The sequence below is a fragment of the Flavobacterium pectinovorum genome, from assembly GCF_900142715.1.
GTDB classification, from domain to species: domain Bacteria; phylum Bacteroidota; class Bacteroidia; order Flavobacteriales; family Flavobacteriaceae; genus Flavobacterium; species Flavobacterium pectinovorum.
Genome location: NZ_FRBX01000002.1, coordinates 127,384 through 149,152, shown reverse-complemented (window position 1 = coordinate 149,152; position 21,769 = coordinate 127,384). Strand labels below are relative to the sequence as shown.

Below are 21,769 nucleotides of genomic sequence, written 5' to 3'. Positions count from 1 at the left end.
AATAAAGTTGCTATTTGAGATCTAGATTTCAGTTTTGTTTTCAGAATCAGGAGTTTTGTTGATCTGTAAGAGAAATTTCTCAAACAACTGAATCGTTTTGGTATTGATTTCTTCGTAAGATAAACGGTCTTTTGTCTGATAGAAAAACATGAAAGAATAAGGCTGTTCCAGATTATCCCAAAGCAAATGTTTGTTCAGTCGGTAGGTTTCTCTCAAAACACGTTTGAAGTAATTGCGATCAACGGCTTTTTTGAAATATTTCTTAGAAACCGAAACTCCAATTTTAATTTTTTCTTCAGAACCAGCTTCCGCTTGACGGTAAACCAAACGCAACGGATATTTAGAAACCGATTTTCCTTCAGAAAACAGTAATCCAATAGTAGTTTTGCTTTTTAAACGTTCGTTTTTTGGGTAAGTAAAGTTCATTTAATTCAGAAAAGAAGTGCAATTTTTTGTGCAAAGGTACAATTAAACGATAAAAACGGTTATTGTTTTCAATTTTTATACCGCTAAAAATTTATTTATTACTTTTGGGCATTAATTTTTAAAGCATGCAAAAAATAATTTCGTATCCCATATCCGTAATTTACTATTTGTTATTCAGTTCGGTTTTATTGGTCTTTCATCCAATACAATGGTTCTGCTTAAATGTTTTTGGGTATCAGGCGCACAAAAAAAGCGTTGATTACTTAAATTTCTGGCTTTTAAGATGCACCAATTTGGTAGGAACAACTTATAAAATTGAAAATAGGGAAACAATTCCAACCGGAGTACCTTTGATTTTTGTTTCAAATCATCAAAGTATGTATGATATTATAGCAATGATTTGGTATTTTAGACGTTTTCATTGTAAATTTGTAAGTAAGAAGGAGTTAGGTAAAGGAATTCCGAGCGTATCATATAATTTGCGCCACGGAGGATCTGTGCTAATCGACCGTAAAGACCCTAAACAAGCAATTCCTGTAATCAAAGGTTTGTCTGAATATATTGAGAAACATAAAAGATCTGCAGTAATATTTCCCGAAGGAACCCGAAGTAAAACCGGAAAACCTAAAGAATTTGCCCAAAATGGGTTAAAAATATTATGTAAATATGCACCATCAGCATATATTGTTCCGGTGAGTATTAATAATTCATGGAAAATGGTAAAATATGGTCTTTTCCCGGTAGGTTTAGGAAATCATCTTACCTTTACCGTTCATAAAGCATTGGCTGTAAAAGATTATGATTTTACAGAGTTAATGGCTTTGACCGAAAAAGCAGTAGTAGAAGGAGTAAATGAGTATAAATAGATTTTCGTTTTTAGTAAACTAAAACTTAAATCCCAATCTTAAATTAGTAATGTCTATAAAAAACATTAGATTAGAAGTTATGCAGTTTTTGGAAAAAAACGTGGATAGTTTCGTTGAACAGTATTTAATTCCAGTAGAAAAAATTTGGCAGCCGTCAGATTTTCTGCCTAATTCTGAAGGAGATAATTTCTTTGAGGAGGTTAGAGAATTACGTGAAATTGCCAAAGAATTGCCATATGATTTCTGGGTTACGCTTGTGGGTGATACCATTACCGAAGAAGCTTTGCCAACATACGAATCGTGGTTGATGGATGTAGAGGGAATAAATCAGATAGAAAACGGTGGGAACGGCTGGTCTAAATGGATTAGACAATGGACCGGAGAAGAAAACCGCCATGGTGATTTATTAAATAAATACTTGTATTTGTCCGGTCGTGTAAATATGCGTGAAATCGAAATGACAACGCAGCATTTAATCAACGACGGTTTTGATATTGGAACTGGATCTGACCCATACAAAAACTTTGTATACACTAGTTTCCAGGAATTAGCAACTTATGTATCACACAATAGAGTAGCTCAAATGGCGAAGAAATTTGGTGATAATAAATTGTCTAAAATGTGTAAAATGATTGCAGGCGACGAAATGCGTCACCATCATGCATATAGCGAATTTGTAACTCGTATTTTCGCAGTAGATCCTAGCGAAATGATGTTGGCGTTTCAATATATGATGAAACAAAAAATCGTTATGCCAGCGCATTTTTTAAGAGAATCAGGTCAAAAGATAAGTTCTGCTTTCGAACAATTTTCTGATTCAGCACAACGTATTGGGGTGTATACCGCAAGCGATTATGTAGATATCATGCAGAAATTAATGGATAAGTGGGAAATTGATAAAATGACCGGTTTAACAGATGAAGCCGAAAAAGCACGTGATTACTTAATGAAATTACCGGCTCGTATGGCAAGAATCTCAGAAAGATTAGTAATTCCGCAGGAGTCTCATATCTTTAAATGGGTAGAACCAGCAAGATTATAATTTTAGATTTTAGATTTTAGATTGTTGATTTCAGATTAAAATTGATTTTTGATATTGACATTAAAAATATTGTTGATTGTTGAAGTGTGAAAGCTTTGACAATCAACATTTTTTATTTAAAAAATATAATTAGAATAAATCAGCGATAATCCGCTCAAATCCGCGTCATCCGTGTGCCATCCACAATACAAAAACAACTATGAATAACCCAGATCTAATAAACAAAACAATTGCATTCGTAAAAGAAAAATTAAATGGTGCCGAAGGCGGACACGACTGGTTTCATATCGAACGCGTTTATAAAAATGCACTTTTAATTGCAAAAGGTACAGATTGTGATTTGATGGTAGTTCAATTAGGAGCTTTACTTCATGATATTGCAGATAGTAAATTTCACAATGGAGATGAAACCATCGGTCCAAGAACGGCCCGTTTGTTTCTTGAATCCGAAAATGTATCTGAAGAGATTATCCAGCATGTTGTAAACATCATTGAAAATATCTCGTATAAAGGCGGAAATTTCGAAAAGAAATTTTCTTCAATAGAATTAGACATTGTTCAGGATGCAGATCGTTTAGATGCAATTGGGGCAATTGGTGTTGCAAGAGCTTTCAATTACGGAGGATTTAAGAACAGGACTTTATATGATCCTGAAATTGCGCCAGTAACCAATATGACCAAAGAAGAGTACAAAAAGAATAATGCTCCAACTATAAATCATTTTTACGAAAAGCTTTTATTGTTATCCAGTAAAATGAATACCGAAACCGGAAAACAAATTGCCGCAGAAAGACATCGTTTTATGGAATCTTTCCTGGCACAATTTTATGCGGAGTGGGAAGGAGTGAAGTAATTTTTAGTATTCAATCCCGGTATTGAGTTTTAGTTTTTGTTGTTATTGATGTTTCATAATAAAATACGAAACCGCAACTGCACAAATAAACCCTATTGAAAACCACAATAATCGTGTAACTCTATTGTCTCTAATAATCTCACTTTTATCAAAATCTGTCATTTCTTTAAAATTTGAATTAATGGATCAAATTTAAAAGATATTGAGTTGATAAAAAGTGAGTTAAGGACTTTATTGTATCAAAAAAAGGCAAGTTATTTTTGCAATTTTAGCATAAGAAGAAAGCTTAGAACCTTTTCTAAGAACATCCACAGTTTCCGTCACCACAATCTTTTTTCTTTTTAGATTTCCAAAAGAACTTTTTAACTAAGAAAGCAACGGCAATAAATAATATTACAAAAGCGATAATTTCCTGTATCATGGCAGTTTATTTTAAAAGTTGATACGCCAAAAGCGCAACAAAGTAAGCCAGACCACTCATTAAAACAAGCTGCATTGCAGGCCATTTCCATGAATTGGTTTCTTTTTTTGTCACCGCAAGCGTACTGGCACATTGCATAGCAAAAGCGTAAAATAGCAATAATGAAATTCCGGAAGCAAAATTGAAAATCTTTTCTCCTGTTTGAGGATTGACTTCTTTTTGCATTTTGCTTTTTATAGTAGTTTCATTATCACTGTCTCCAACACTATAAATCGTAGCCAATGTTCCCACAAAAACTTCACGTGCCGCAAACGAACTGATAATCGCAATTCCGATTTTCCAATCGTAACCCAAAGGAGAAATTGCCGGCTCTATCGCTTTACCCATAATTCCGATATAAGAATTCTCTAATTTTTGGGAAGCAACTTCGTTTTCGAATTCAACTTCATTTAAAGGCTTATTTACAAACCTTTCTTTTACGATAGTTTCAGCCTCGTTAAAATCTTTTCCGGGACCGTATGAAGCCAAAAACCATAAAATAACAGATATCGCAAGAATGATTTTACCCGCACCAACAATAAAGGCTTTGGTTTTTTCGACAACATTAATTCCAACGTTCTTGAAAAGCGGTAATTTATAACTAGGCATTTCAACAACGAAATATGTTTTATTATCGAGTTTTAAAATTTTATTTAAAATATAAGCCGATAGTATTGCTGTTCCAAATCCAAGTAAGTACAATAACATCAACGATAATCCCTGCATATTCAAAATTCCCAAAACACGCTCATTAGGAATTACAAGTGAAATAATAATCGCGTAAACAGGTAATCTGGCAGAACAAGTCGTGAATGGTGTTACTAAGATCGTAATAAGGCGTTCTTTCCAGTTTTCAATATTTCTGGTAGCCATAATTGCCGGAATCGCACATGCAGTTCCTGAAATTAACGGAACAACACTTTTTCCCGATAGTCCAAATTTACGCATGATCTTATCCATCAGGAAAACCACGCGGCTCATATATCCGCTTTCTTCCAAAATTGAAATAAACAGAAACAAAAACGCAATTTGCGGAATGAAAATAATAACACCGCCAATTCCCGGAATAATTCCCTGCGAAAGTAAATCGGTTAAAATACCGCTTGGTAATTCTGCGGCAACCCAACTGCTTAATGAAGCAAAAGTGCTGTCGATAAAATCCATAGGAATTGTTGACCAGCTAAAAATGGATTGGAATATGATAAATAAAATAGCAAGGAAAATAAAATAACCCCAAAATTTATGGGTTAGTACACGATCCAGTTTTGCTCTAAAGTCTTTTGCCATCGAAGCATCAACTTTTAAACCTTCTTTTAAAACATCATTGATAAACTGATATCTTTTGATGGTTTCTTTTTGCTGTAAGCGTTTTAACTCAGAATTAGATTTGGTAAAAGTGCTTCGAATTTCATTTCTGTCTAAATTCGAAAAATTTACATCCTGCGTAATAACCAGCCATAATTTGTAAATAAGCTGATTGGGAAAAGCATGCTGTAATTTTTGAAAATATTCAGGATCAATAACCGATGCATTTAAACAAGCTTCGTGAGGAATGGTTTTATAGGAAACAATTAATTCTTTTAAATTGTCAATTCCCAAACCTTTGCGCGAACTTACAAGAGCAATTTTGGTTTTTAGTTTTTCTTCCAGATACGGAATATCTAAAGTAATTCCTTTTCTTTCCATACGATCAGACATATTAATGACTAAAATCGTCGGAATCTCAAGGTCTTTAATTTGGGTGTAAATCAGTAAATTTCGTTTCAGATTTTCAACATCTGTTACAACAACTGCTACATCCGGATATAATTTATCGTTTTTGTTTAGCAAAAGTTCAATTACAACACTTTCATCCATTGAGCTGGCATTCAAACTATACGTTCCGGGCAAATCCAGAATATTGGCTTTTATGTTGTGAGGTAATTTGCAGAAACCAATTTTTTTCTCAACCGTAATTCCGGGATAATTTCCAACTTGTTGATTTAAACCGGTAAGCTGATTGAAAACAGAAGTTTTTCCCGTGTTGGGATTTCCGATAAGGGCAACATTAATATTTTGAATGCTCATTATAAATTGGTTTTGATAAGTTCAACTTCAATTTCACGAGCAGTTTCAACACGAATCGCAACATGCGAGCCATTAATGTCAAGATATAAAGGATCTCCAAAAGGAGCAATTTGAAGTAATTCGACTAAGTTGCCCGGCAAACAACCCATTTCTAATAATTTTAGAGGAATAAGATCGATATCAAAATCTTTGATAATGGCTTTCTCGCCTTTTTTCAGAGTATGTATTGTATTTTGCAAGCTTATTTAGATTGAATTTAGATTACAAAAGTAGGCAATAATTCTTTATTGCAAGGTATTTAACACTTTTGAATATGCTAAATCTTTCTAAAAATAAGGGATTTTACTCTTTAGACAAGAAATCAATGTCTTCCAAAAGACGTTTCATTTCTTCTTTGTTTGTTCCGTCATAAAATCCGCGAACACGACGTTTTTGATCTACCAGAACAAAATTCTCTGTATGCACCATATCATAAAGTTGATCTGGTCTGCCCAATTTTACAGCCAAATACGATTTTCGTGCCATCGTATAAATATCTTTTTTATCGCCGGTAACCAAATTCCATTTACTGTCTACAACATGATGTTTTATAGCATACTCTTTTAAAACCGGAATACTGTCAACTTCCGGGAAAACGGTATGGGACAATAACATTACTTTTGGATTATTCAAAACCGCTTTTTGAACTTCTTCAAGATTGGTTGTCATTTTTGGACAAATAGATCCGCAGGTTGTAAAGAAGAAATCAGCAACATAAATTTTTCCCTCGTAATTTTTCTGAGTAATCGTATCGCCGTTTTGATTCACAAAAGAAAAATCAGCAATTGTATGATATTTGCTTTTGTACTGAACAGTGCTATCAACCAATTCTGGGTTTACATCGGCCGGATTGTAAATTGGTAAAGTTTTTTGTGGCTTTAAAGCCGAATAAAATAGGGATATAGTGACAACCGAAAAAAGAATTAAAACAATAAAGAATTTGCGGTATTTATAAAGAAACGATTTCATAAAAATAATTTGTCGCAAAAATACAAAAAGCACTTTTTAAAAACTGTAATTATAACTCTTTTTAACAGCTGTATAGTTGGTCACGAATTCGCGAATGTTATTTTAGATTATAAATTTAATTCGTGAATTCGTGGCGATTCATTTTACTTTAGTTTTTCTGATAGATTTATTTACAAGATACAATCCAATCAAAGTAACAACAACGCCTACAGCAATGGCAGAAGTTAGGCTTTCGCCGAAAATAATAGCGCCTAAAACCATCGCCACAATTGGATTAATGTAAACATAAATACTGCTAATTTCTGTTGGAAGATGCTGCAGCGAATATATAAAAGCAATAAAAGTTAAAACTGAACCGATAATAACCAGATAGCCAATAGAAAACCAGGATTCTGATGGAATTTCACTCAAAGGAATATTAGTTCCCGAAGCTTCTGTAATAACCAAAAGTATAATACTCGAAATAAACATTTGCAACCCCAAACTAAAATACGGATTAAAACTTGCCGCTTTTTTCTTAGTATGTAAAATCCCGAAAGCCCATGTTATTGTCGAAACAATAGTTAAGATAATCCCGAATTGAAAATCTGCCTTAAAGAAGTCTCCCAGATGGTCGATGAAAATAATACAAATTCCGCCAAAGCATATTAAAATTCCCGTTACGGCCAATTTTGCAATTCTTTCACCATGAAAAAAATTAATCATGATAATCCAGATTGGAAATATCGCACTTATAATGGCGCCTAATCCGCTGCTGATATATTTTACACCCCAGGTACTTAATCCATTGCTTAAAGCAAAATTCAAAATTGCCAAAACCAGAATGGTCCGCCATTGTTTGCCTTTTGGCCATGGTTCTTTTTTCAGGATAAAATAAACGATGTATAAAATCCCGCCTAAAAACTGACGAATAGTAGCAAGTTGCAAACCCGGCATGTGTTTTACGCCTTCTTTTGAGGCAAGCCAAGTTGTTCCCCAAAAGAAACTCACCCAGCATACAGCCAGAATCGGAAGTCCGATGGCTTCAATTTTTCCCGAAAATGCATTTTGAATTTTTGCTTTCATTTTGATTAATTCTTCAGACAAATATTCCAAAAACAAATTCAATTAAACTTCAAAATGAAAAGATTTATTCATGAATTTATTTGCTGAAACAGATGAATTATTTGCATTAAAAAACTTACGATAGATTATCGCGTAATTTTAACATAAAGTTTGAAATAATAGCAATATGTTTGTAGATAGACTAAAAACATACACAAAAATGAATAAGCAACTTAGCAAACCATTATTTTGTGCTTTTTCGGCAATGTTATCATTAACAGCAGTTAAGGCTCAAAAGGCAAATACCACCGAACCTGGAATTAATGTTTCATACATGAATACTAAAATTAGTCCGGGAGAAGACTTTTTTCGTTACGTAAACGGAACCTGGTTGGATAAAACCGAAATTCCGAGTGATCGAACTTCCTGGGGGAGTTTTAATGAATTGCGTCAACGAACAGATGATAATTCATTGGCTATTTTAAAAGAAGCTTCCAAAGATCCTAAATACAAATCAAATACAGATCAGGGAAAAGCGGTTGCTTTATACAATACGATTCTTGATACAGTTGGCAGAAATAAAAGAGGAGTTACGCCGCTTCAGCCTTATTTAAAGAAAATTGACGCTATTAAAAACGTTGCCGATTTGCAAAATTTCTTAATAGAAATGGAACCTCAGGGAGGAATTGGTTTCTTTAGTATTTACATTGGAGCAAATGCAAAAAACAGTAATGTTTATGCTGTAAATATTAGTCCGGGACGTTTGGGATTATCAGATAAGGATTATTACAATTCTGATGATAAAGACTCTAAAGAAAAACGTGAAAAATATGAACTTCATATTGCCCGAATGATGCAGTTTATAGGAGAATCTCCTGCAAAGGCAAAAGAAAGTGCAAAACAAATTTTGGCTCTTGAAACTGAAATGTCTGCTCCAAGACTGGATCGTGTGGAGCGCAGAGATCGCAGAAAACAATACAACCCAACTGCTATTGCTGATTTAAAGAAAACTACACCTTCGATTCAATGGGATAAATATTTTGCCGGAATTGGAATGGCAAAACTCGATACAGTAAATGTGCAGCAGCCACGTTATATGGCAGCTTTGGAAAAAACTTTCACAGAAAAAAAAGTAGCAGACTGGAAAGAATATCTAAAATGGTGTGCATTAAATAAATCTACATCAACTTTAACGACAGAAATTGAAAATGCAAATTTTGATTTCTACGGAAAAACATTAACAGGAGCCTTAAAGCAACGTCCGAGAGAAGAATTAGCGCTACAAGTAATCAATCAGACTACCGGTGAAGCTTTAGGAAAACTGTATGTTGAGAAATTGTTTCCTGCTGAAGCAAAAGAGAAAGCACAAAAAATGATTCAGAATGTGATTTTGGCTTATCAAAATCGTATCAACGCCTTGCCTTGGATGTCTAAAGAAACCAAAGAAAAAGCGATTCAAAAATTAAATAAAATCACGATTAAGATTGGTTATCCTGATAAATGGAAAGACTATTCAGCATTAGAAATAAAAAATGTTAGTGAAGGAGGAACCTATTTTGATAATATAAAAAATGCATCAAAATGGAGTTATCAGGAAAGTGTTGCTAAATTAGGAAAACCGGTTGATAAAACGGAGTGGGGAATGTCTCCACAAACTGTAAATGCTTATTACAATCCATCATACAATGAGATTGTGTTTCCTGCAGCTATTTTACAACCGCCATTCTATAATTACCAGGCTGATGAAGCAGTAAATTATGGTGGAATTGGTGCTGTTATCGGGCATGAAATCTCACATGGTTTTGATGATTCGGGTGCACGTTACAACGCAGATGGAAATCTTGTTGACTGGTGGACGGCTGATGATTTAAAACAATTTACAGAATTAGGAACGGCTCTTGCTAATCAATACAGTGCCTTGGAACCGTTACCGGGAATTCATGTTGATGGTAAATTTACGTTAGGCGAAAACATTGGTGATTTGGGAGGAGTGAATGCTGCTTATGATGGTTTGCAATTGTACCTGAAAGAAAATGGAAATCCGGGTTTAATTGACGGATTTACTCCGGAACAGCGTTTCTTTATTTCATGGGCTACGGTTTGGAGAACAAAATCAAGAGACGAAGCTATTAAGAATCAGGTAAAAACAGATCCGCATTCGCCGGGAATGTACAGAGCAATTGTTCCTATTCAGAATGTGGATGTTTTTTATCAGGCATTCGGAATCAAAAAAGGAGATAAAATGTATATTGAACCAGAGAAACGAGTTAAAATCTGGTAAAATGATAATATAGAAAAGGGCGCTAATTTAGCGCCCTTTTTGTATTTATAAATTTGATTTACTTAAGATTACTGTAAATATAAGTTTCAATAGCTTTTAATTCTTCGTCAGACATTGCTTTTGTAACCGGAAAATTGGTTTTCATAACATCAAATTGACTTGGATCTACAATTGGTTCTGCGTTTCCTTTTAGGAACGTAATAATATCTGCATTTTTATCCTTGTACATTTTGGCAATTTCCTGAATACTCGGGCCAATTATTTTTTGATCAACCTGATGGCAGGCAGTACAATTTCCTTTTCCTTCAAAAATTTCTTTTCCTAAAGCTTCAGGTGTTTTGGCTTTTGCCGATTCTCCTTCAGAATAAGATTCTGTTGAATTTTGATCGATATTTTCGGCTACTTCTTTTTTACAGGATGCTAAAGCTAATACAGCAGATAAGAATAATACTTCTTTCTTCATTATTATTTATTTAAAATTACTGCAGCTTCTTTTGCAAAATAAGTTGATATAATACTTGCTCCTGCACGCTTAATGCAATAAAGTTGCTCTAGCATAATTTTGTCATGATCAAGCCATCCTCTTTCTGCTGCGGCCTTTACCATAGCGTACTCACCAGATACCTGGTAAACCGCAACCGGAACATGAACGGCATTTTTTACCTCCCGAACAATATCCAAATAAGCGATTCCGGGTTTTACCATTACAATATCAGCACCTTCTTCAACATCCAATAAAGCTTCACGAATTCCTTCAATTCGATTAGCATAATCCATTTGGTATGTTTTTTTATCCTTAGGAATATTTTGAGAATCTACCGGAGCAGAATCCAGGGCATCACGAAAAGGACCATAAAATGCCGAAGCATATTTTGCACTGTAACTCATGATTCCCACATTGTGATGTCCGTTTTCTTCCAATGCTTTTCTAATCGCCAAAACGCGTCCATCCATCATGTCGCTTGGCGCTACAAAATCGGCTCCGGCTTCAGCGTGGCTTAAACTCATTCGGGTTAATGCATCAACAGTAGCATCGTTTACCAATTGACCGTTTTCTATAATTCCGTCATGACCATAAATTGAATAAGGATCAAGAGCCACATCTGGCATAACAATCATCTCTGGAACAGCATCTTTTATAGCACGAATGGTTTGTTGCATTAAACCATCTTTATTCCACGCTTCACCCCCTTTATTATCTTTAAGATTGTCGCTTACTTTTACGTAAATATTAACCGCTTTAATGCCTAAATCCCAAGCTTCCTTTACTTCTTTAATCGTATTATCCAATGAATGACGATAAATGCCAGGCATTGAGGGAATAGCAACTTTTACATCTTTTCCTTCTGCAACAAACATCGGAAGCATAAAATCTTGCGGACTTAAACTAGTTTCGCGAACTAATGAACGAATTGATTCATTTGTTCTTAAACGGCGGTTTCTTTGTAATGGGAACATAATATTTTAAATTTTAGATTTTAGACTGTAGATTTTAGATTGATATAAGATTTCTAAATCTACAAGCCTATTTTATATTGTAACTTTTTATGTAATAGAAGCAGCGTAAATTTCTTTAATTGTTTTACCAAGCATATTATTAAAATCATTATCAGATTGACCAGCAGAAAGCCCTTCAGACAATGCACGGGAAAAACTTGCAATCAATCCGTGGTTTTGCGCTAATTTTTGGTTGGCTTCTTCCTGAGCATATCCGCCAGACAAAGCTACAACACGCACAACATGTGGGTCAGACATCAATTCACTATAAAAGTCATCTACTGTTGGAATAGACAATTTCAACATTACTTTTACATCTTTATCTAATAAGTCAAGTTGTTTTTTGATTTCTTCCTTTAGAATTTCTTCTGATTTTTCTTTATCAGCGCTATAAATATCAACTTCAGGTTCAATGATTGGTACAAGTCCTTTTTCGAAGATTTGTTTACCAACTGCAAATTGCTGTTCGACTACTTCACGAATTCCAACGGCATTTGCTTGTTTTATAAGAGAACGCATCTTAGTGCCAAAAACATTTCTTTCTACAGCACGAGTTAATAATTCATCTAAATTTGCAATAGGTTTCATCAACTGTACACCATTTGCAAGATCAGCAAGTCCTTTATCGACTTTTAAGAACGGAACTATGTTTTTGTTGTCCCATAAATAATCGGCGGTCCATTGTCCGTCAATTTTACGGTCCATTGTGTTTTCAAATAAAATAGCACCAAGGATATATTCGCTATCAAAAGCAGGACTTTTAATAATTCGGGTTCTCATTTCATGCACAAGTGTGTACATTTCTTCGTCATTTGTATAAGCGCTTTCTTGAACGCCATATTGCGATAATGCTTTTGGCGTGCTTCCGCCACTTTGATCTAATGCAGCGATAAATCCTTTACCGGAATGCATGCGTTCTAACTGTGTCTGGTTTATTTTTGCCATAATATTTTAAATTTTAGATTAATTTGATGTTAGTTTCCCTTGCCTCAAAATTTGTTTGAAAGAGAATCTCTAAATTACAATTTAAATATATGTTTCTGTGTTAATGGATATTAGTTAAATTATGAAATCCACTCACGCGGATTTTCCAATACATTTACCAGTTTTTCTTCTTCACTTCCCGCTTCAGCATGATGATCGTAAACCCATTGTACATGCGGAGGCAAACTCATTAAAATACTCTCAATTCTTCCGTTGGTTTTTAAACCGAATAAAGTGCCTTTGTCATGAACCAAATTAAACTCCACATAACGGCCACGACGAATTTCCTGCCAGTTTCTGTTTTCTGGAGTATATTCTAATGTTTTTCTTTTCTCAACAATAGGAACATAAGCCTCTAAGAAACTATTCCCAACTTCAGATACAAAATTGAACCAGTCTTCCATAGACATTTGCTCATTTGCTTTGCAATAATCAAAGAACAAACCGCCAATTCCGCGGGCTTCGTTTCTGTGCGCATTCCAAAAATAAGCATCGCATTGTTTTTTATATTTTGGATAAAACTCAGTATTATGTTTGTCACAAGCGGTTTTACACGTTTGATGAAAGTGAGTAGCATCTTCTTCAAACAAATAATAAGGCGTTAAATCCTGTCCGCCACCAAACCATTGTTCGATTACTTTTCCATGTTCATCATACATTTCAAAATATCGCCAATTGGCGTGCACGGTAGGAACCATGGGGTTTTTAGGATGAATAACCAAACTTAATCCGCAGGCAAAAAAATCTGCTTCGCCAACGCCAAACATTTTCTGCATTGCTTCAGGAAGTTTTCCATGAACGGCTGAGATGTTTACACCGCCTTTTTCAAAAACTCCCGAGCCTTCGGGACCGTTTTCAATTACACGTGTTCTTCCGCCGCCGCCTTCCGGGCGTTTCCAAAGATCTTCACGGAATTTTGCAGTTCCGTCAACAGCTTCTAATCCGGCACAGATTTGGTCTTGTAGATTTTGTATGTATGCGTAAAATTTATCTTTCATGTGTATTGTATTCTGATTTTAACAATCCAAAATAAACGACATCTTCTAATGTTCCGTCGCTGCTTTTAAATTCTTCTCGTAATATTCCTTCTTGTTTAAAATGATGTTTCAAGGCAATTTGCTGACTTGCAGTATTGATTTTTGAAGTGCAGATAAAAACCTTATTCATTTTTAGAGTATTGAAACAAAAAGCTAATGTTTCTGAAACCAATTTGGAGATAATTCCTTTTCCCTGATAATCTTCATCAACAAAATAACCCAATTCGCATTTTGCTTTTTGGTTATCTATGCTTTTTATGCATAAATAGCCAATCAAAACATTGGTATTTATATCCCTGGGATAAAAAAAGTAACCTTCTTTGTGGTTTTCCTTATTCTGGTTTAAAGCAATAAATTGTTTGGTTTTTTCTAAATCGGCAGTGTGTTCTAAAGTAACCGGAAATGTTTTAGCGATGTGATTTTTATTCTTTTCGATAAGGTTATAAAACTCTTCCGGAAGAATGTTGTTAATCGTTTCTATTTTCCAATCTGTAAAACTCATTTTTATTTGTTTTTAGCCGAAGCGATTTTAGCATTTATCCCAAAAGAAAAAACCTTGCTTTCCTGCTGAATATATTGATAAATAGCCAAAGCTTTATGTTCAAAATTGTAGTTTTCGACTTTAGAAAAGTCCATCAAAAAATCAGCAAATAGTTCTAATTGATTGAAATCTAAATGACAGCGAGTTAATAATGTTATTAATTCTTCATTTTGATAATCAATTAAAGTTTGAACGTTTAAACCGAATTCTTTTAATTGATTTTCGATATCGAATTTTGAATCGTTTGTAAAAGGCTGAGGTACAAAGTCAAGCGAGCGCAATGTTTTCAGGACATTGTCAATTCTAATCGCTTCTTCGTCTCTTAAACCTTTGTTGAGCATATTTATTCAGTTTGAGTTTCCTGCAAGGTTTCCAAAACCTTGTAGGTATTTATTATTTGCGTTATCTACTAAAAAAAGATTTTGATTATCTCTAACTTAGACCTACAAGGTTTTGAAAACCTTGCAGGACGAGAAATGAATCATTCAAAAGTATAAGTTTCGTTTAAAAAATCATTCTTTTGGTTATGACAAAAAATGAAATTTTCAATATCACTAAATAAATTTAAAACCTCTTCACGTTCTATTTTTGTCTCTTTATCAGATAAAAAAGCGCGATAAGATGAAAATCTGAAATCCTTAAAATCAAGATCAAAATGATGTTTAGGATTCAAATGAACATAAATTATCAAATGTCTTAAATAATTTTCGTCGTTTAATTTTATTCTTTTAAAATGCTTTTCGAATAAACTTCCTGTTCTGTTTGTCTGTTTATTGAAAGCTTTTGCATAAGAGTTAAACAAGTTTGAAAAGGCTTGTGTAACTTCTTTCTCTTCATAGTTTAATCGAATGACTAAATGAAAATGATTATTCATTAGACAATAAGCAAAAACTGAAATCTTATCAGACAGATACTTTGTAATCTGCTTTAAGAAATAAATTTTATTGTCATCACTTTCAAAAATATTTATTCCATTAATCCCACGATTATAAATGTGATAATAACAATCCTTCTCTAAAACCTCCAACTTCATATTTGTTAGTATTCTTTTCGTCCTGCAAGGTTTCCAAAACCTTGTAGGTCTGCTCATTTCTAAGCGCCGTGTGTTTTATACCTACAAGGTTTTGGAAACCTTGCAGGAAAGCAAACTGCTGCTGAATATACTATTGATTATATTCCTTAACCGCGTCAATAAACGCTTTTGCGTGATCTACAGGAATATTTGGCAAAATTCCGTGACCTAAATTTACAACATATTTATCTTTTCCGAATTCGTCGATCATTTCGTGAACCATTTTTTTGATAGTTGGAATTGGAGAAAGCAATCTTGACGGATCAAAGTTTCCTTGTAAAGTAATGTTTCCACCAGACAAGTAACGCGCATTTCTAGCTGAACATGTCCAGTCTACTCCAAGTGCCGAAGCTCTACTTTTACCCATTTCGCCAAGAGCAAACCAACACCCTTTTCCGAAAACAATAACCGGAGCATGATCAGCCAAAGCTTCAACGATTTGGTTAATGTATTTCCATGAAAATTCCTGATAATCAACCGGAGAAAGCATTCCTCCCCAAGAATCAAAAATCTGAACGGCATCAACTCCTGCTTTTACTTTTTCTTTTAAATATAAAATGGTTGTATCTGTAATTTTTTGTAATAATGTATGTGCTGCAGCCGGGTTTGAGAAACAGAAACCTTTTGCAGTATCAAAACTTTTAGAGCCTTTTCCTTCAACAGCATAGCAGAAAATTGTCCAAGGCGAACCAGCGAAACCAATTAATGGCACTTCGTCGTTCAGCATTTCTTTAGTCAATTTAATGGCATCCATTACATAACCTAAACTTTCCTGAATGTCCGGAACGTAAACTCTATGAACATCAGCCAACGAACGAATTGGATTTGGTAAAAACGGACCAAAATTTTCTTTCATCAACACTTCAATTCCCATTGCTTGCGGAACAACTAGAATATCAGAGAATAAAATAGCAGCATCCGGAGCGATTCTACGAATTGGCTGAACTGTGATTTCTGCTGCTAATTCAGGAGTTTGACAACGGGTAAAGAAATCATATTTATCACGCAAAGCGATAAATTCAGGTAAATATCTTCCGGCTTGACGCATCATCCATACTGGCGGACGTTGAACAGTTTCTCCTTTAAGTGCTTTTAAAAATAGGTCGTTTTTTAACATCTTTTATTTATTTATCCTGCAAGGTTTTCAAAACCTTGTAGGTATTGTTGTTTATTTATTTAAACCTACAAGGTTTTGAAAACCTTGCAGGAAGCGTATATGTTATTTATATTCTTCAATTACATCCTCAATTACATCTTCAACTGTTGGCTGATCTGCAATGATGATGTTTTTTGTGATTTTATGTAAAGCTTCTGCGGTGGTTTCTCCAATACAAAAGCAGGTTTCTTTTTTGATTGTATTCTCTTTCAAATAACTTTCAACGCCAGACGGACTAAAAAATAAAATGGCATCAACGGCTGTTTTTATTTTCTGAGGCGTTAATGAAGTATCATAAACCTTAATCTCGTTGAATTTTACATCGGCTTCTTTTAAAGCCTGAGGCAATGTTTCTCTGCGAAGGTTTCCGCTGAAAAAAGTATAACTTTCATTGCGGTAAATCAAAGTGATAATTTCGGCTAAATCTGAAGCATAACCAGTGTAAGCGACAACATTAAAGCCACTTTCAGATAAAAGAATTTTTGTTTTTAAACCAACGCAAAAAACGTTTTTACTTTTGAGCTGTTCTGATTTTGGATCAGATAAAACACTATGAACCGCATTTTGACTCGTAAAAATCAAATTGTCGTTGAGGTCTTTTAACTCGAAAGATTTATTTTGAGTCTGAATGAAATCAGTATCAATAACTTCAAGATTGGCTTTTATCAATGCTTGTTTTTGTTCGCCCGATAGCTTTTTTGTAGATAATATTTGAATTGATTTTGCCATTACTTTTTAAGAGAGTCTTTAATAGATGCCATCAATTCGGCTCCGCCATTATTTAAAATTTCCTGTGCTGAATGAAAACCTAATTTTTTCCATTCTGAAATATCAACGGTTTTTTCGATTTCCAATTTTTGCTTTCCATCAACAGAAAGTAAAATGCCTTGAAAATGCAAAGTGTCCTCATCTTCATTATATAGAACCAAAGCCCCAATTGGCGCGGTACAACCGCCTTCCAGCGTTCTTAAAAACTGACGTTCAATATAAGTACAGATTTCAGTTTCAATATCATTTAATTGTGAAAGTGCGTCGAGTGTATAATTGTCATTTTCCATTGCCACAACGAGCATTGCTCCTTGTGCCGGCGCGGGAATCATCCAATCTAAATTGATATAATTTTCTGGTTTCAGGTTAATGCGCTCCAAACCTGCAGCAGCAAAAACAGCTCCGTCCCAATTATTGTCCTGTAGTTTTTGCATGCGGGTATTTACGTTTCCGCGTAAATCAACTACTGTATGATTTGGGTATTTATTGAACCATTGAGCCTGACGACGCAAACTTCCGGTTGCAATAGTACTTGGATTTGCGAAATCAGGATTTCCTTTATGAACTAAAATGTCCAAAACATTGGCTCTTTCTAAAACCGCAGCCTGAACAATTCCTTTTGGTAAAGCCGTTGGAACATCTTTCATCGAATGAACTGCAATGTCACAATCGCCGTTAATCATAGCAATGTCAAGAGTTTTAGTAAAAATTCCGGTAATCCCAAGTTCGTACAAAGGTTTATCCAGAATAATATCACCTTGAGATTTAACCGCAACAATTGAGGTTTTATAACCTAAATCGTTTAATTTTTTCTCGACAGTATGTGCTTGCCAAAGTGCCAATTCGCTATCGCGTGTTCCTATTCTGATTGTTTTTTCAGCCATGTTTTACTTTTTCTTCACCATATAAGTTATATAAGTAAATTTAAGCAATGCGTAAATAACTATAGTTAAATGAACTTATATAACTTATATGGTGGAAAATTATGTTTTTAAGATGCTTTTATTTTAAAGACTTTTTCGATCCATTCGATGCTTTCATCGACCATGGTGTCGTCGTCTTTTAAATGATTGGCAAAATGTGTAGTGATTTTTTGAATAATTCGGTTGCTGATAATTTCAGCCTGGGCTTCATTAAAATCGGCAATTTTTCTGCTTTGAAAATCTAATTCTGAAACTTTAATAGCATTCAGTTTTTCTTTTAAAGCATTTATAGTAGGAGCAAATTTTCGTCCTTTTGTCCAGGTTACAAATTCTTCTTTGATTTCTTCAATAATAGCTTCAGCAGCAGGAATATGTAATTTTCTGTTTTCCAAAGTTTCATCTGTCAATTGAGACAAATAATCCATATGAATCAAAGTTACACCTTCTAATTCCTCAACATTTTCATGAACGTTTTTCGGAATCGATAAATCCAGAATCAATAAAGGTTTTTTAAGATTTAAAATCGCTTTATCAACCGTTGGGTTTTGTGCGCCAGTTGCGACAACCACAACATCAGCTTTTTGAAGTTCTAAATGCAATTCTGAATAATCTTTAACAATCAAATTTAGTTTTCCGGCCAATTTCTCAGCTTTGTCTTTCGTTCTGTTGATTAAAGTAATGTGTTCGTTTTTAGTATGTTTTACCAGATTTTCGCAAGTATTTCTTCCAATTTTTCCTGTTCCGAAAAGTAAAATGTTTTTATTACCGATATCCTCTACATTTTTGATAATGTATTGAACCGATGCAAAAGAAACCGAAGTCGCGCCGGAACTAATTTCTGTTTCGTTCTTGATTTTTTTGCTCGCCTGAATTACAGCGTTAACCAATCTTTCCATAAAAGTATTGGCTAAACCCATTGATTTAGAATGTGTAAAACTGGTTTTGATTTGAGATATAATTTCAAAATCGCCAAGAATCTGACTGTCTAAACCAGTTCCTACGCGAAACAAATGATTTATCGCTTCCTGATTCTTATAAACGAATCCCACTTTTTGGAAAGCATCTACAGATCCGTTACTATTATCGCAAATAAGTTTTATTAATTGAAAAGGGTGTTCAGCAAAACCGTAGATTTCGGTTCTGTTGCAAGTCGAAGTGACAATTAAACTTTCTATTCCTTCTGTTTTAGCCTGTTCCAGCAAACGCGTTTTTGCAACTGCATCCAAACTAAATTGACCTCTAACCTCAGCATCAGCTTTTTTATAACTCAGACCAACTGAATAAAAATATAGGTGTTTCGGTGCGTTATTGTTTTCCATAAATCTACTTTCATAAAAGTGCAACAAAATTATCATTATAGTGTTTATAAAAGTAACGCTAAAAGTACTTTTTGTATCGCTGCATGTTTTTTTGTTTCTAAACGTCTGTTTTTATGCAAAAAGAAGTATTTTTGTAGCAAAATCAAGTTGTTAGAAATGATTTGTTTAGAGTGATTCTAAATAACATTTCGAATTTATTATGATTTTAGTTTTAAAAAAATATCGCTATGAGTTCTCAGGAAATTATAAAAATTGAAGACGACTTTACGCTTATTCGTTTTCAAAACGATAGTTCAGAACCATTTTTTGGACAGCACGAAGTTGGTAGTGGTCTGATACAGTTTCACTTCGGGATAAAAGGCAATGCTAAATTCTTGTTTAATCAAGGCACTTACGCTTTAGATTTAAAGGAAGAAAAATCGCTGCTTTTATACAATCCACAAAAAGAATTACCGTTGAATTTGGAGTTGGCTCCAAATTCATGGGTCATTTCTGTAATTGTATCGATCAAGAAATTTCACGCGTTGTTTTCTGCAGAAGCAGATTATATTACTTTTTTAAGTCCTGATAATAAGGACAAAAAATATTATAACGAAGGAAATATTAGTCCTTCAATGGCTATTGTGCTAAGTCAGCTGTTTCATTATAACCTTCATCCATCCATAAAAAACCTTTATTATAAAGGGAAAGGATACGAATTGTTGAGTTTGTATTTTAACAGAACCGAAGATCCAAACGCAGAACAATGTCCGTTTTTAATTGATGAAGACAACGTTTTGAAGATTCGAAAAGCAAAAGAAATTATCATCGCCAATATGGCTGAACCGCCAGGATTACAAGAACTCGCAGACGAAATTGGTTTGAATTTGAAAAAACTAAAAATGGGTTTCAAACAAATTTACGGAGATACAGTTTATGGTTTCCTTTTTGACTATAAAATGGATTTCGCCAGAAAATTGTTGGACAGCGGATCATATAACGTAAACGAAGTGGGATTGAAAATCGGTTACAGCACAGGAAGTCACTTTATAGCGGCGTTCAAAAAGAAGTTTGCGACAACTCCAAAAAAATATTTGATGTCGATTAATACAAATGTTTAGGTTTTTGTCGGCCACTCTCGATAGCTATCGGGATTCACAAATTAGCACGAATTTTAAATCTGCGAAAACCTGTTAAACCCGTTTAATCAGTGTGCCAATATCCAGAAATCAATTTTCGATATTCAACAATAAATAAAAAGTAATAATTATCATATTTCCAAAAAGTAGCAATTTCTACTTTTGACGAAATTTTTAAAAACAAATTAAACGCTTAAAGCCTAGAGCTTAAAGCCTAAAGCAAAGAATAAATGAAAGGCGTATTATTAGTAAACTTAGGATCTCCAGAAAGTCCAACTACAAAAGATGTAAAACCGTACTTAGACGAATTTTTAATGGATAAATACGTGATCGATGTTCCGTATTTGTTGAGAGCTTTTTTAGTTCGTGGTATTATCCTAAGAAAAAGACCGGAAGAATCAGCACACGCTTACGCTAAAATCTGGTGGGAAGAAGGTTCTCCGTTAGTAGTTCTTTCAGAAAGAATGCAAAAGAAAGTACAGCCTTTAGTAAATGTTCCTGTTGCATTGGCAATGCGCTACGGAAGCATGACTATCGAAAAAGGACTTCAGGAACTGCATGACAAAGGCGTGACAGAAGTAATGCTTTTTCCGTTATATCCACAGTATGCAATGGCTTCGACCTTGACTATTTTGGTTAAAGCCGAAGAAATTCGTAAAAAGAAATTTCCACAAATGACTTTTACGGATGTTCCTGCGTTTTATAACAAACCCGATTACATTAAGAATTTGGCCGATTCGATTCAGAAACATTTAGTTGGTTTTGATTATGATCATTTATTATTCTCTTATCACGGAATTCCGGAGCGTCATATTCGCAAAACAGATGTAACAAAGTCACATTGTAAAATTGACGGTTCTTGTTGTAACACGCCTTCGCCGGCACATGATTTCTGTTACCGTCATCAATGTTATGAAACAACCAGACAAGTCGTGAAATTATTGGGACTTCCTGCTGATAAATATAGTTTGACTTTTCAATCGCGTCTAGCGGGAGACAAATGGTTAGAACCTTATACTGATGTTGAAATTGATAAAATGCCAGGAAAAGGAATCAAAAATTTAGCAGTTGTAACGCCGGCTTTCGTTTCAGATTGTTTAGAAACTCTGGAAGAAATCGCCATGCGCGCCAAAGAAGATTTTGAAGCAAACGGAGGAAAAGAATTTTTAGCTGTTCCGTGTTTGAACGATGATGATGAGTGGTGCCAGACTGTGAGTAACTGGATTAATGATTGGGCTAAATAGAATAAAGAATAAAGAGTAAAGAGTAAAGAGTAAAGAGTAAAGAGTAAAGAGTAAAGAGTAAAG

23 protein-coding genes are annotated in these 21,769 nt (G+C 34.3%); 6 read left to right on the top strand and 17 right to left on the bottom strand.

What is annotated here, in order from left to right; all coding sequences use genetic code 11:
• Positions 1-21 precede the first annotated feature (21 nt).
• Positions 22-426: a ribonuclease P protein component gene (gene rnpA / locus BUE22_RS07290; RefSeq protein WP_073394405.1), complete on the bottom strand. Its 405-nt coding sequence runs from the start codon at positions 424-426 to the stop codon at positions 22-24.
• Positions 427-551: 125 nt separating this feature from the next.
• Here rnpA and BUE22_RS07285 point away from each other — a divergent pair, with 125 nt between their 5' ends.
• From BUE22_RS07285 to BUE22_RS07275, 3 genes are all read left to right on the top strand, one after another.
• Positions 552-1,292 (top strand): lysophospholipid acyltransferase family protein, encoded by a 741-nt coding sequence (locus tag BUE22_RS07285; protein ID WP_073394404.1) that lies wholly within the window; start codon positions 552-554, stop codon positions 1,290-1,292.
• A gap of 49 nt (positions 1,293-1,341) precedes the next feature.
• Entirely contained in the window at positions 1,342-2,334 is a 993-nt protein-coding gene (locus tag BUE22_RS07280; protein ID WP_073394403.1) for an acyl-ACP desaturase, read from the top strand.
• A gap of 199 nt (positions 2,335-2,533) precedes the next feature.
• Positions 2,534-3,187: an HD domain-containing protein gene (locus BUE22_RS07275; protein WP_073394402.1), complete on the top strand. Its 654-nt coding sequence runs from the start codon at positions 2,534-2,536 to the stop codon at positions 3,185-3,187.
• Between the two features lie 298 nt (positions 3,188-3,485).
• On the opposite strand, the gene BUE22_RS07270 is transcribed toward BUE22_RS07275, so the two are convergent.
• The 5 genes from BUE22_RS07270 to BUE22_RS07250 all read right to left on the bottom strand — a co-directional run bounded on the left by BUE22_RS07270 (position 3,486) and on the right by BUE22_RS07250 (position 7,787).
• Positions 3,486-3,608: a FeoB-associated Cys-rich membrane protein gene (locus tag BUE22_RS07270; protein ID WP_073394401.1), complete on the bottom strand. Its 123-nt coding sequence runs from the start codon at positions 3,606-3,608 to the stop codon at positions 3,486-3,488.
• Positions 3,609-3,614: 6 nt separating this feature from the next.
• Complete coding sequence (feoB, locus tag BUE22_RS07265) at positions 3,615-5,714, bottom strand: ferrous iron transport protein B (RefSeq protein ID WP_073394400.1); 2,100 nt, start codon at positions 5,712-5,714, stop codon at positions 3,615-3,617.
• The gene (locus BUE22_RS07260; RefSeq protein WP_017495803.1) at positions 5,714-5,953 is read right to left on the bottom strand and encodes a FeoA family protein; all 240 of its coding nucleotides are present in this window, start codon (positions 5,951-5,953) and stop codon (positions 5,714-5,716) included. Before BUE22_RS07260 ends, feoB begins: the two co-directional genes overlap by 1 nt.
• Positions 5,954-6,056: 103 nt before the next feature.
• Positions 6,057-6,722, bottom strand: a complete 666-nt coding sequence (locus tag BUE22_RS07255; RefSeq protein WP_042563610.1) for an SCO family protein — start codon at positions 6,720-6,722, stop codon at positions 6,057-6,059.
• A 138-nt stretch (positions 6,723-6,860) separates the two neighbouring features.
• Positions 6,861-7,787 (bottom strand): DMT family transporter, encoded by a 927-nt coding sequence (locus BUE22_RS07250; RefSeq protein WP_073395008.1) that lies wholly within the window; start codon positions 7,785-7,787, stop codon positions 6,861-6,863.
• Between the two features lie 199 nt (positions 7,788-7,986).
• Between BUE22_RS07250 and BUE22_RS07245 the strand changes: the two genes are divergently transcribed.
• Positions 7,987-10,047, top strand: a complete 2,061-nt coding sequence (locus BUE22_RS07245; RefSeq protein WP_073394399.1) for a M13 family metallopeptidase — start codon at positions 7,987-7,989, stop codon at positions 10,045-10,047.
• A 58-nt stretch (positions 10,048-10,105) separates the two neighbouring features.
• On the opposite strand, the gene BUE22_RS07240 is transcribed toward BUE22_RS07245, so the two are convergent.
• The 11 genes from BUE22_RS07240 to hemA all read right to left on the bottom strand — a co-directional run bounded on the left by BUE22_RS07240 (position 10,106) and on the right by hemA (position 19,344).
• A complete protein-coding gene (locus BUE22_RS07240; protein WP_073394398.1) occupies positions 10,106-10,510 on the bottom strand; it encodes a c-type cytochrome in 405 nt (134 codons plus the stop codon).
• 2 nt (positions 10,511-10,512) lie between these two features.
• On the bottom strand, positions 10,513-11,505 hold the full coding sequence (gene hemB, locus BUE22_RS07235) for a porphobilinogen synthase (protein WP_073394397.1): 993 nt from the start codon (positions 11,503-11,505) through the stop codon (positions 10,513-10,515).
• Between the two features lie 87 nt (positions 11,506-11,592).
• Positions 11,593-12,480 (bottom strand): fructose bisphosphate aldolase, encoded by an 888-nt coding sequence (locus tag BUE22_RS07230; protein WP_073395007.1) that lies wholly within the window; start codon positions 12,478-12,480, stop codon positions 11,593-11,595.
• 128 nt (positions 12,481-12,608) lie between these two features.
• Positions 12,609-13,526, bottom strand: a complete 918-nt coding sequence (gene hemF / locus BUE22_RS07225) for an oxygen-dependent coproporphyrinogen oxidase (RefSeq protein WP_073394396.1) — start codon at positions 13,524-13,526, stop codon at positions 12,609-12,611.
• A complete protein-coding gene (locus BUE22_RS07220; protein ID WP_073394395.1) occupies positions 13,516-14,067 on the bottom strand; it encodes a GNAT family N-acetyltransferase in 552 nt (183 codons plus the stop codon). Before BUE22_RS07220 ends, hemF begins: the two co-directional genes overlap by 11 nt.
• A gap of 2 nt (positions 14,068-14,069) precedes the next feature.
• Complete coding sequence (locus tag BUE22_RS07215; RefSeq protein WP_073394394.1) at positions 14,070-14,447, bottom strand: hypothetical protein; 378 nt, start codon at positions 14,445-14,447, stop codon at positions 14,070-14,072.
• A gap of 140 nt (positions 14,448-14,587) precedes the next feature.
• Positions 14,588-14,980 carry a hypothetical protein gene (locus BUE22_RS07210; protein WP_317043532.1) on the bottom strand — a complete coding sequence of 131 codons (393 nt, stop codon included), beginning with the start codon at positions 14,978-14,980 and terminating at the stop codon, positions 14,588-14,590.
• Between the two features lie 289 nt (positions 14,981-15,269).
• A complete protein-coding gene (hemE, locus tag BUE22_RS07205; protein WP_073394392.1) occupies positions 15,270-16,295 on the bottom strand; it encodes a uroporphyrinogen decarboxylase in 1,026 nt (341 codons plus the stop codon).
• Between the two features lie 102 nt (positions 16,296-16,397).
• The gene (locus BUE22_RS07200; RefSeq protein WP_073394391.1) at positions 16,398-17,063 is read right to left on the bottom strand and encodes a uroporphyrinogen-III synthase; all 666 of its coding nucleotides are present in this window, start codon (positions 17,061-17,063) and stop codon (positions 16,398-16,400) included.
• Complete coding sequence (gene hemC / locus BUE22_RS07195) at positions 17,063-17,986, bottom strand: hydroxymethylbilane synthase (RefSeq protein ID WP_073394390.1); 924 nt, start codon at positions 17,984-17,986, stop codon at positions 17,063-17,065. Before hemC ends, BUE22_RS07200 begins: the two co-directional genes overlap by 1 nt.
• Positions 17,987-18,093: 107 nt before the next feature.
• Positions 18,094-19,344, bottom strand: a complete 1,251-nt coding sequence (gene hemA / locus BUE22_RS07190) for a glutamyl-tRNA reductase (RefSeq protein ID WP_042563599.1) — start codon at positions 19,342-19,344, stop codon at positions 18,094-18,096.
• 227 nt (positions 19,345-19,571) lie between these two features.
• Between hemA and BUE22_RS07185 the strand changes: the two genes are divergently transcribed.
• Both BUE22_RS07185 and hemH read left to right on the top strand, forming a co-directional pair.
• A complete protein-coding gene (locus tag BUE22_RS07185; RefSeq protein ID WP_042563598.1) occupies positions 19,572-20,444 on the top strand; it encodes a helix-turn-helix domain-containing protein in 873 nt (290 codons plus the stop codon).
• A gap of 248 nt (positions 20,445-20,692) precedes the next feature.
• Positions 20,693-21,706, top strand: a complete 1,014-nt coding sequence (gene hemH / locus BUE22_RS07180; RefSeq protein ID WP_073394389.1) for a ferrochelatase — start codon at positions 20,693-20,695, stop codon at positions 21,704-21,706.
• Positions 21,707-21,769: the final 63 nt, after the last annotated feature.

What these genes read in the sequence shown, in the direction of transcription:
- hemC (WP_073394390.1), bottom strand. Translation starts at nt 17,986, where the DNA reads ATGGCTGAAAAAACAATCAGAATAGGAACACGCGATAGCGAATTGGCA.
- BUE22_RS07200 (WP_073394391.1), bottom strand. Translation starts at nt 17,063, where the DNA reads ATGGCAAAATCAATTCAAATATTATCTACAAAAAAGCTATCGGGCGAA.
- BUE22_RS07255 (WP_042563610.1), bottom strand. Translation starts at nt 6,722, where the DNA reads ATGAAATCGTTTCTTTATAAATACCGCAAATTCTTTATTGTTTTAATT.
- hemF (WP_073394396.1), bottom strand. Translation starts at nt 13,526, where the DNA reads ATGAAAGATAAATTTTACGCATACATACAAAATCTACAAGACCAAATC.
- hemH (WP_073394389.1), top strand. Translation starts at nt 20,693, where the DNA reads ATGAAAGGCGTATTATTAGTAAACTTAGGATCTCCAGAAAGTCCAACT.
- BUE22_RS07270 (WP_073394401.1), bottom strand. Translation starts at nt 3,608, where the DNA reads ATGATACAGGAAATTATCGCTTTTGTAATATTATTTATTGCCGTTGCT.
- hemB (WP_073394397.1), bottom strand. Translation starts at nt 11,505, where the DNA reads ATGTTCCCATTACAAAGAAACCGCCGTTTAAGAACAAATGAATCAATT.
- BUE22_RS07215 (WP_073394394.1), bottom strand. Translation starts at nt 14,447, where the DNA reads ATGCTCAACAAAGGTTTAAGAGACGAAGAAGCGATTAGAATTGACAAT.
- BUE22_RS07285 (WP_073394404.1), top strand. Translation starts at nt 552, where the DNA reads ATGCAAAAAATAATTTCGTATCCCATATCCGTAATTTACTATTTGTTA.
- BUE22_RS07240 (WP_073394398.1), bottom strand. Translation starts at nt 10,510, where the DNA reads ATGAAGAAAGAAGTATTATTCTTATCTGCTGTATTAGCTTTAGCATCC.
- hemE (WP_073394392.1), bottom strand. Translation starts at nt 16,295, where the DNA reads ATGTTAAAAAACGACCTATTTTTAAAAGCACTTAAAGGAGAAACTGTT.
- hemA (WP_042563599.1), bottom strand. Translation starts at nt 19,344, where the DNA reads ATGGAAAACAATAACGCACCGAAACACCTATATTTTTATTCAGTTGGT.
- BUE22_RS07245 (WP_073394399.1), top strand. Translation starts at nt 7,987, where the DNA reads ATGAATAAGCAACTTAGCAAACCATTATTTTGTGCTTTTTCGGCAATG.
- BUE22_RS07250 (WP_073395008.1), bottom strand. Translation starts at nt 7,787, where the DNA reads ATGAAAGCAAAAATTCAAAATGCATTTTCGGGAAAAATTGAAGCCATC.
- feoB (WP_073394400.1), bottom strand. Translation starts at nt 5,714, where the DNA reads ATGAGCATTCAAAATATTAATGTTGCCCTTATCGGAAATCCCAACACG.
- BUE22_RS07185 (WP_042563598.1), top strand. Translation starts at nt 19,572, where the DNA reads ATGAGTTCTCAGGAAATTATAAAAATTGAAGACGACTTTACGCTTATT.
- BUE22_RS07275 (WP_073394402.1), top strand. Translation starts at nt 2,534, where the DNA reads ATGAATAACCCAGATCTAATAAACAAAACAATTGCATTCGTAAAAGAA.
- BUE22_RS07220 (WP_073394395.1), bottom strand. Translation starts at nt 14,067, where the DNA reads ATGAGTTTTACAGATTGGAAAATAGAAACGATTAACAACATTCTTCCG.
- BUE22_RS07210 (WP_317043532.1), bottom strand. Translation starts at nt 14,980, where the DNA reads ATGAATAATCATTTTCATTTAGTCATTCGATTAAACTATGAAGAGAAA.
- BUE22_RS07280 (WP_073394403.1), top strand. Translation starts at nt 1,342, where the DNA reads ATGTCTATAAAAAACATTAGATTAGAAGTTATGCAGTTTTTGGAAAAA.
- rnpA (WP_073394405.1), bottom strand. Translation starts at nt 426, where the DNA reads ATGAACTTTACTTACCCAAAAAACGAACGTTTAAAAAGCAAAACTACT.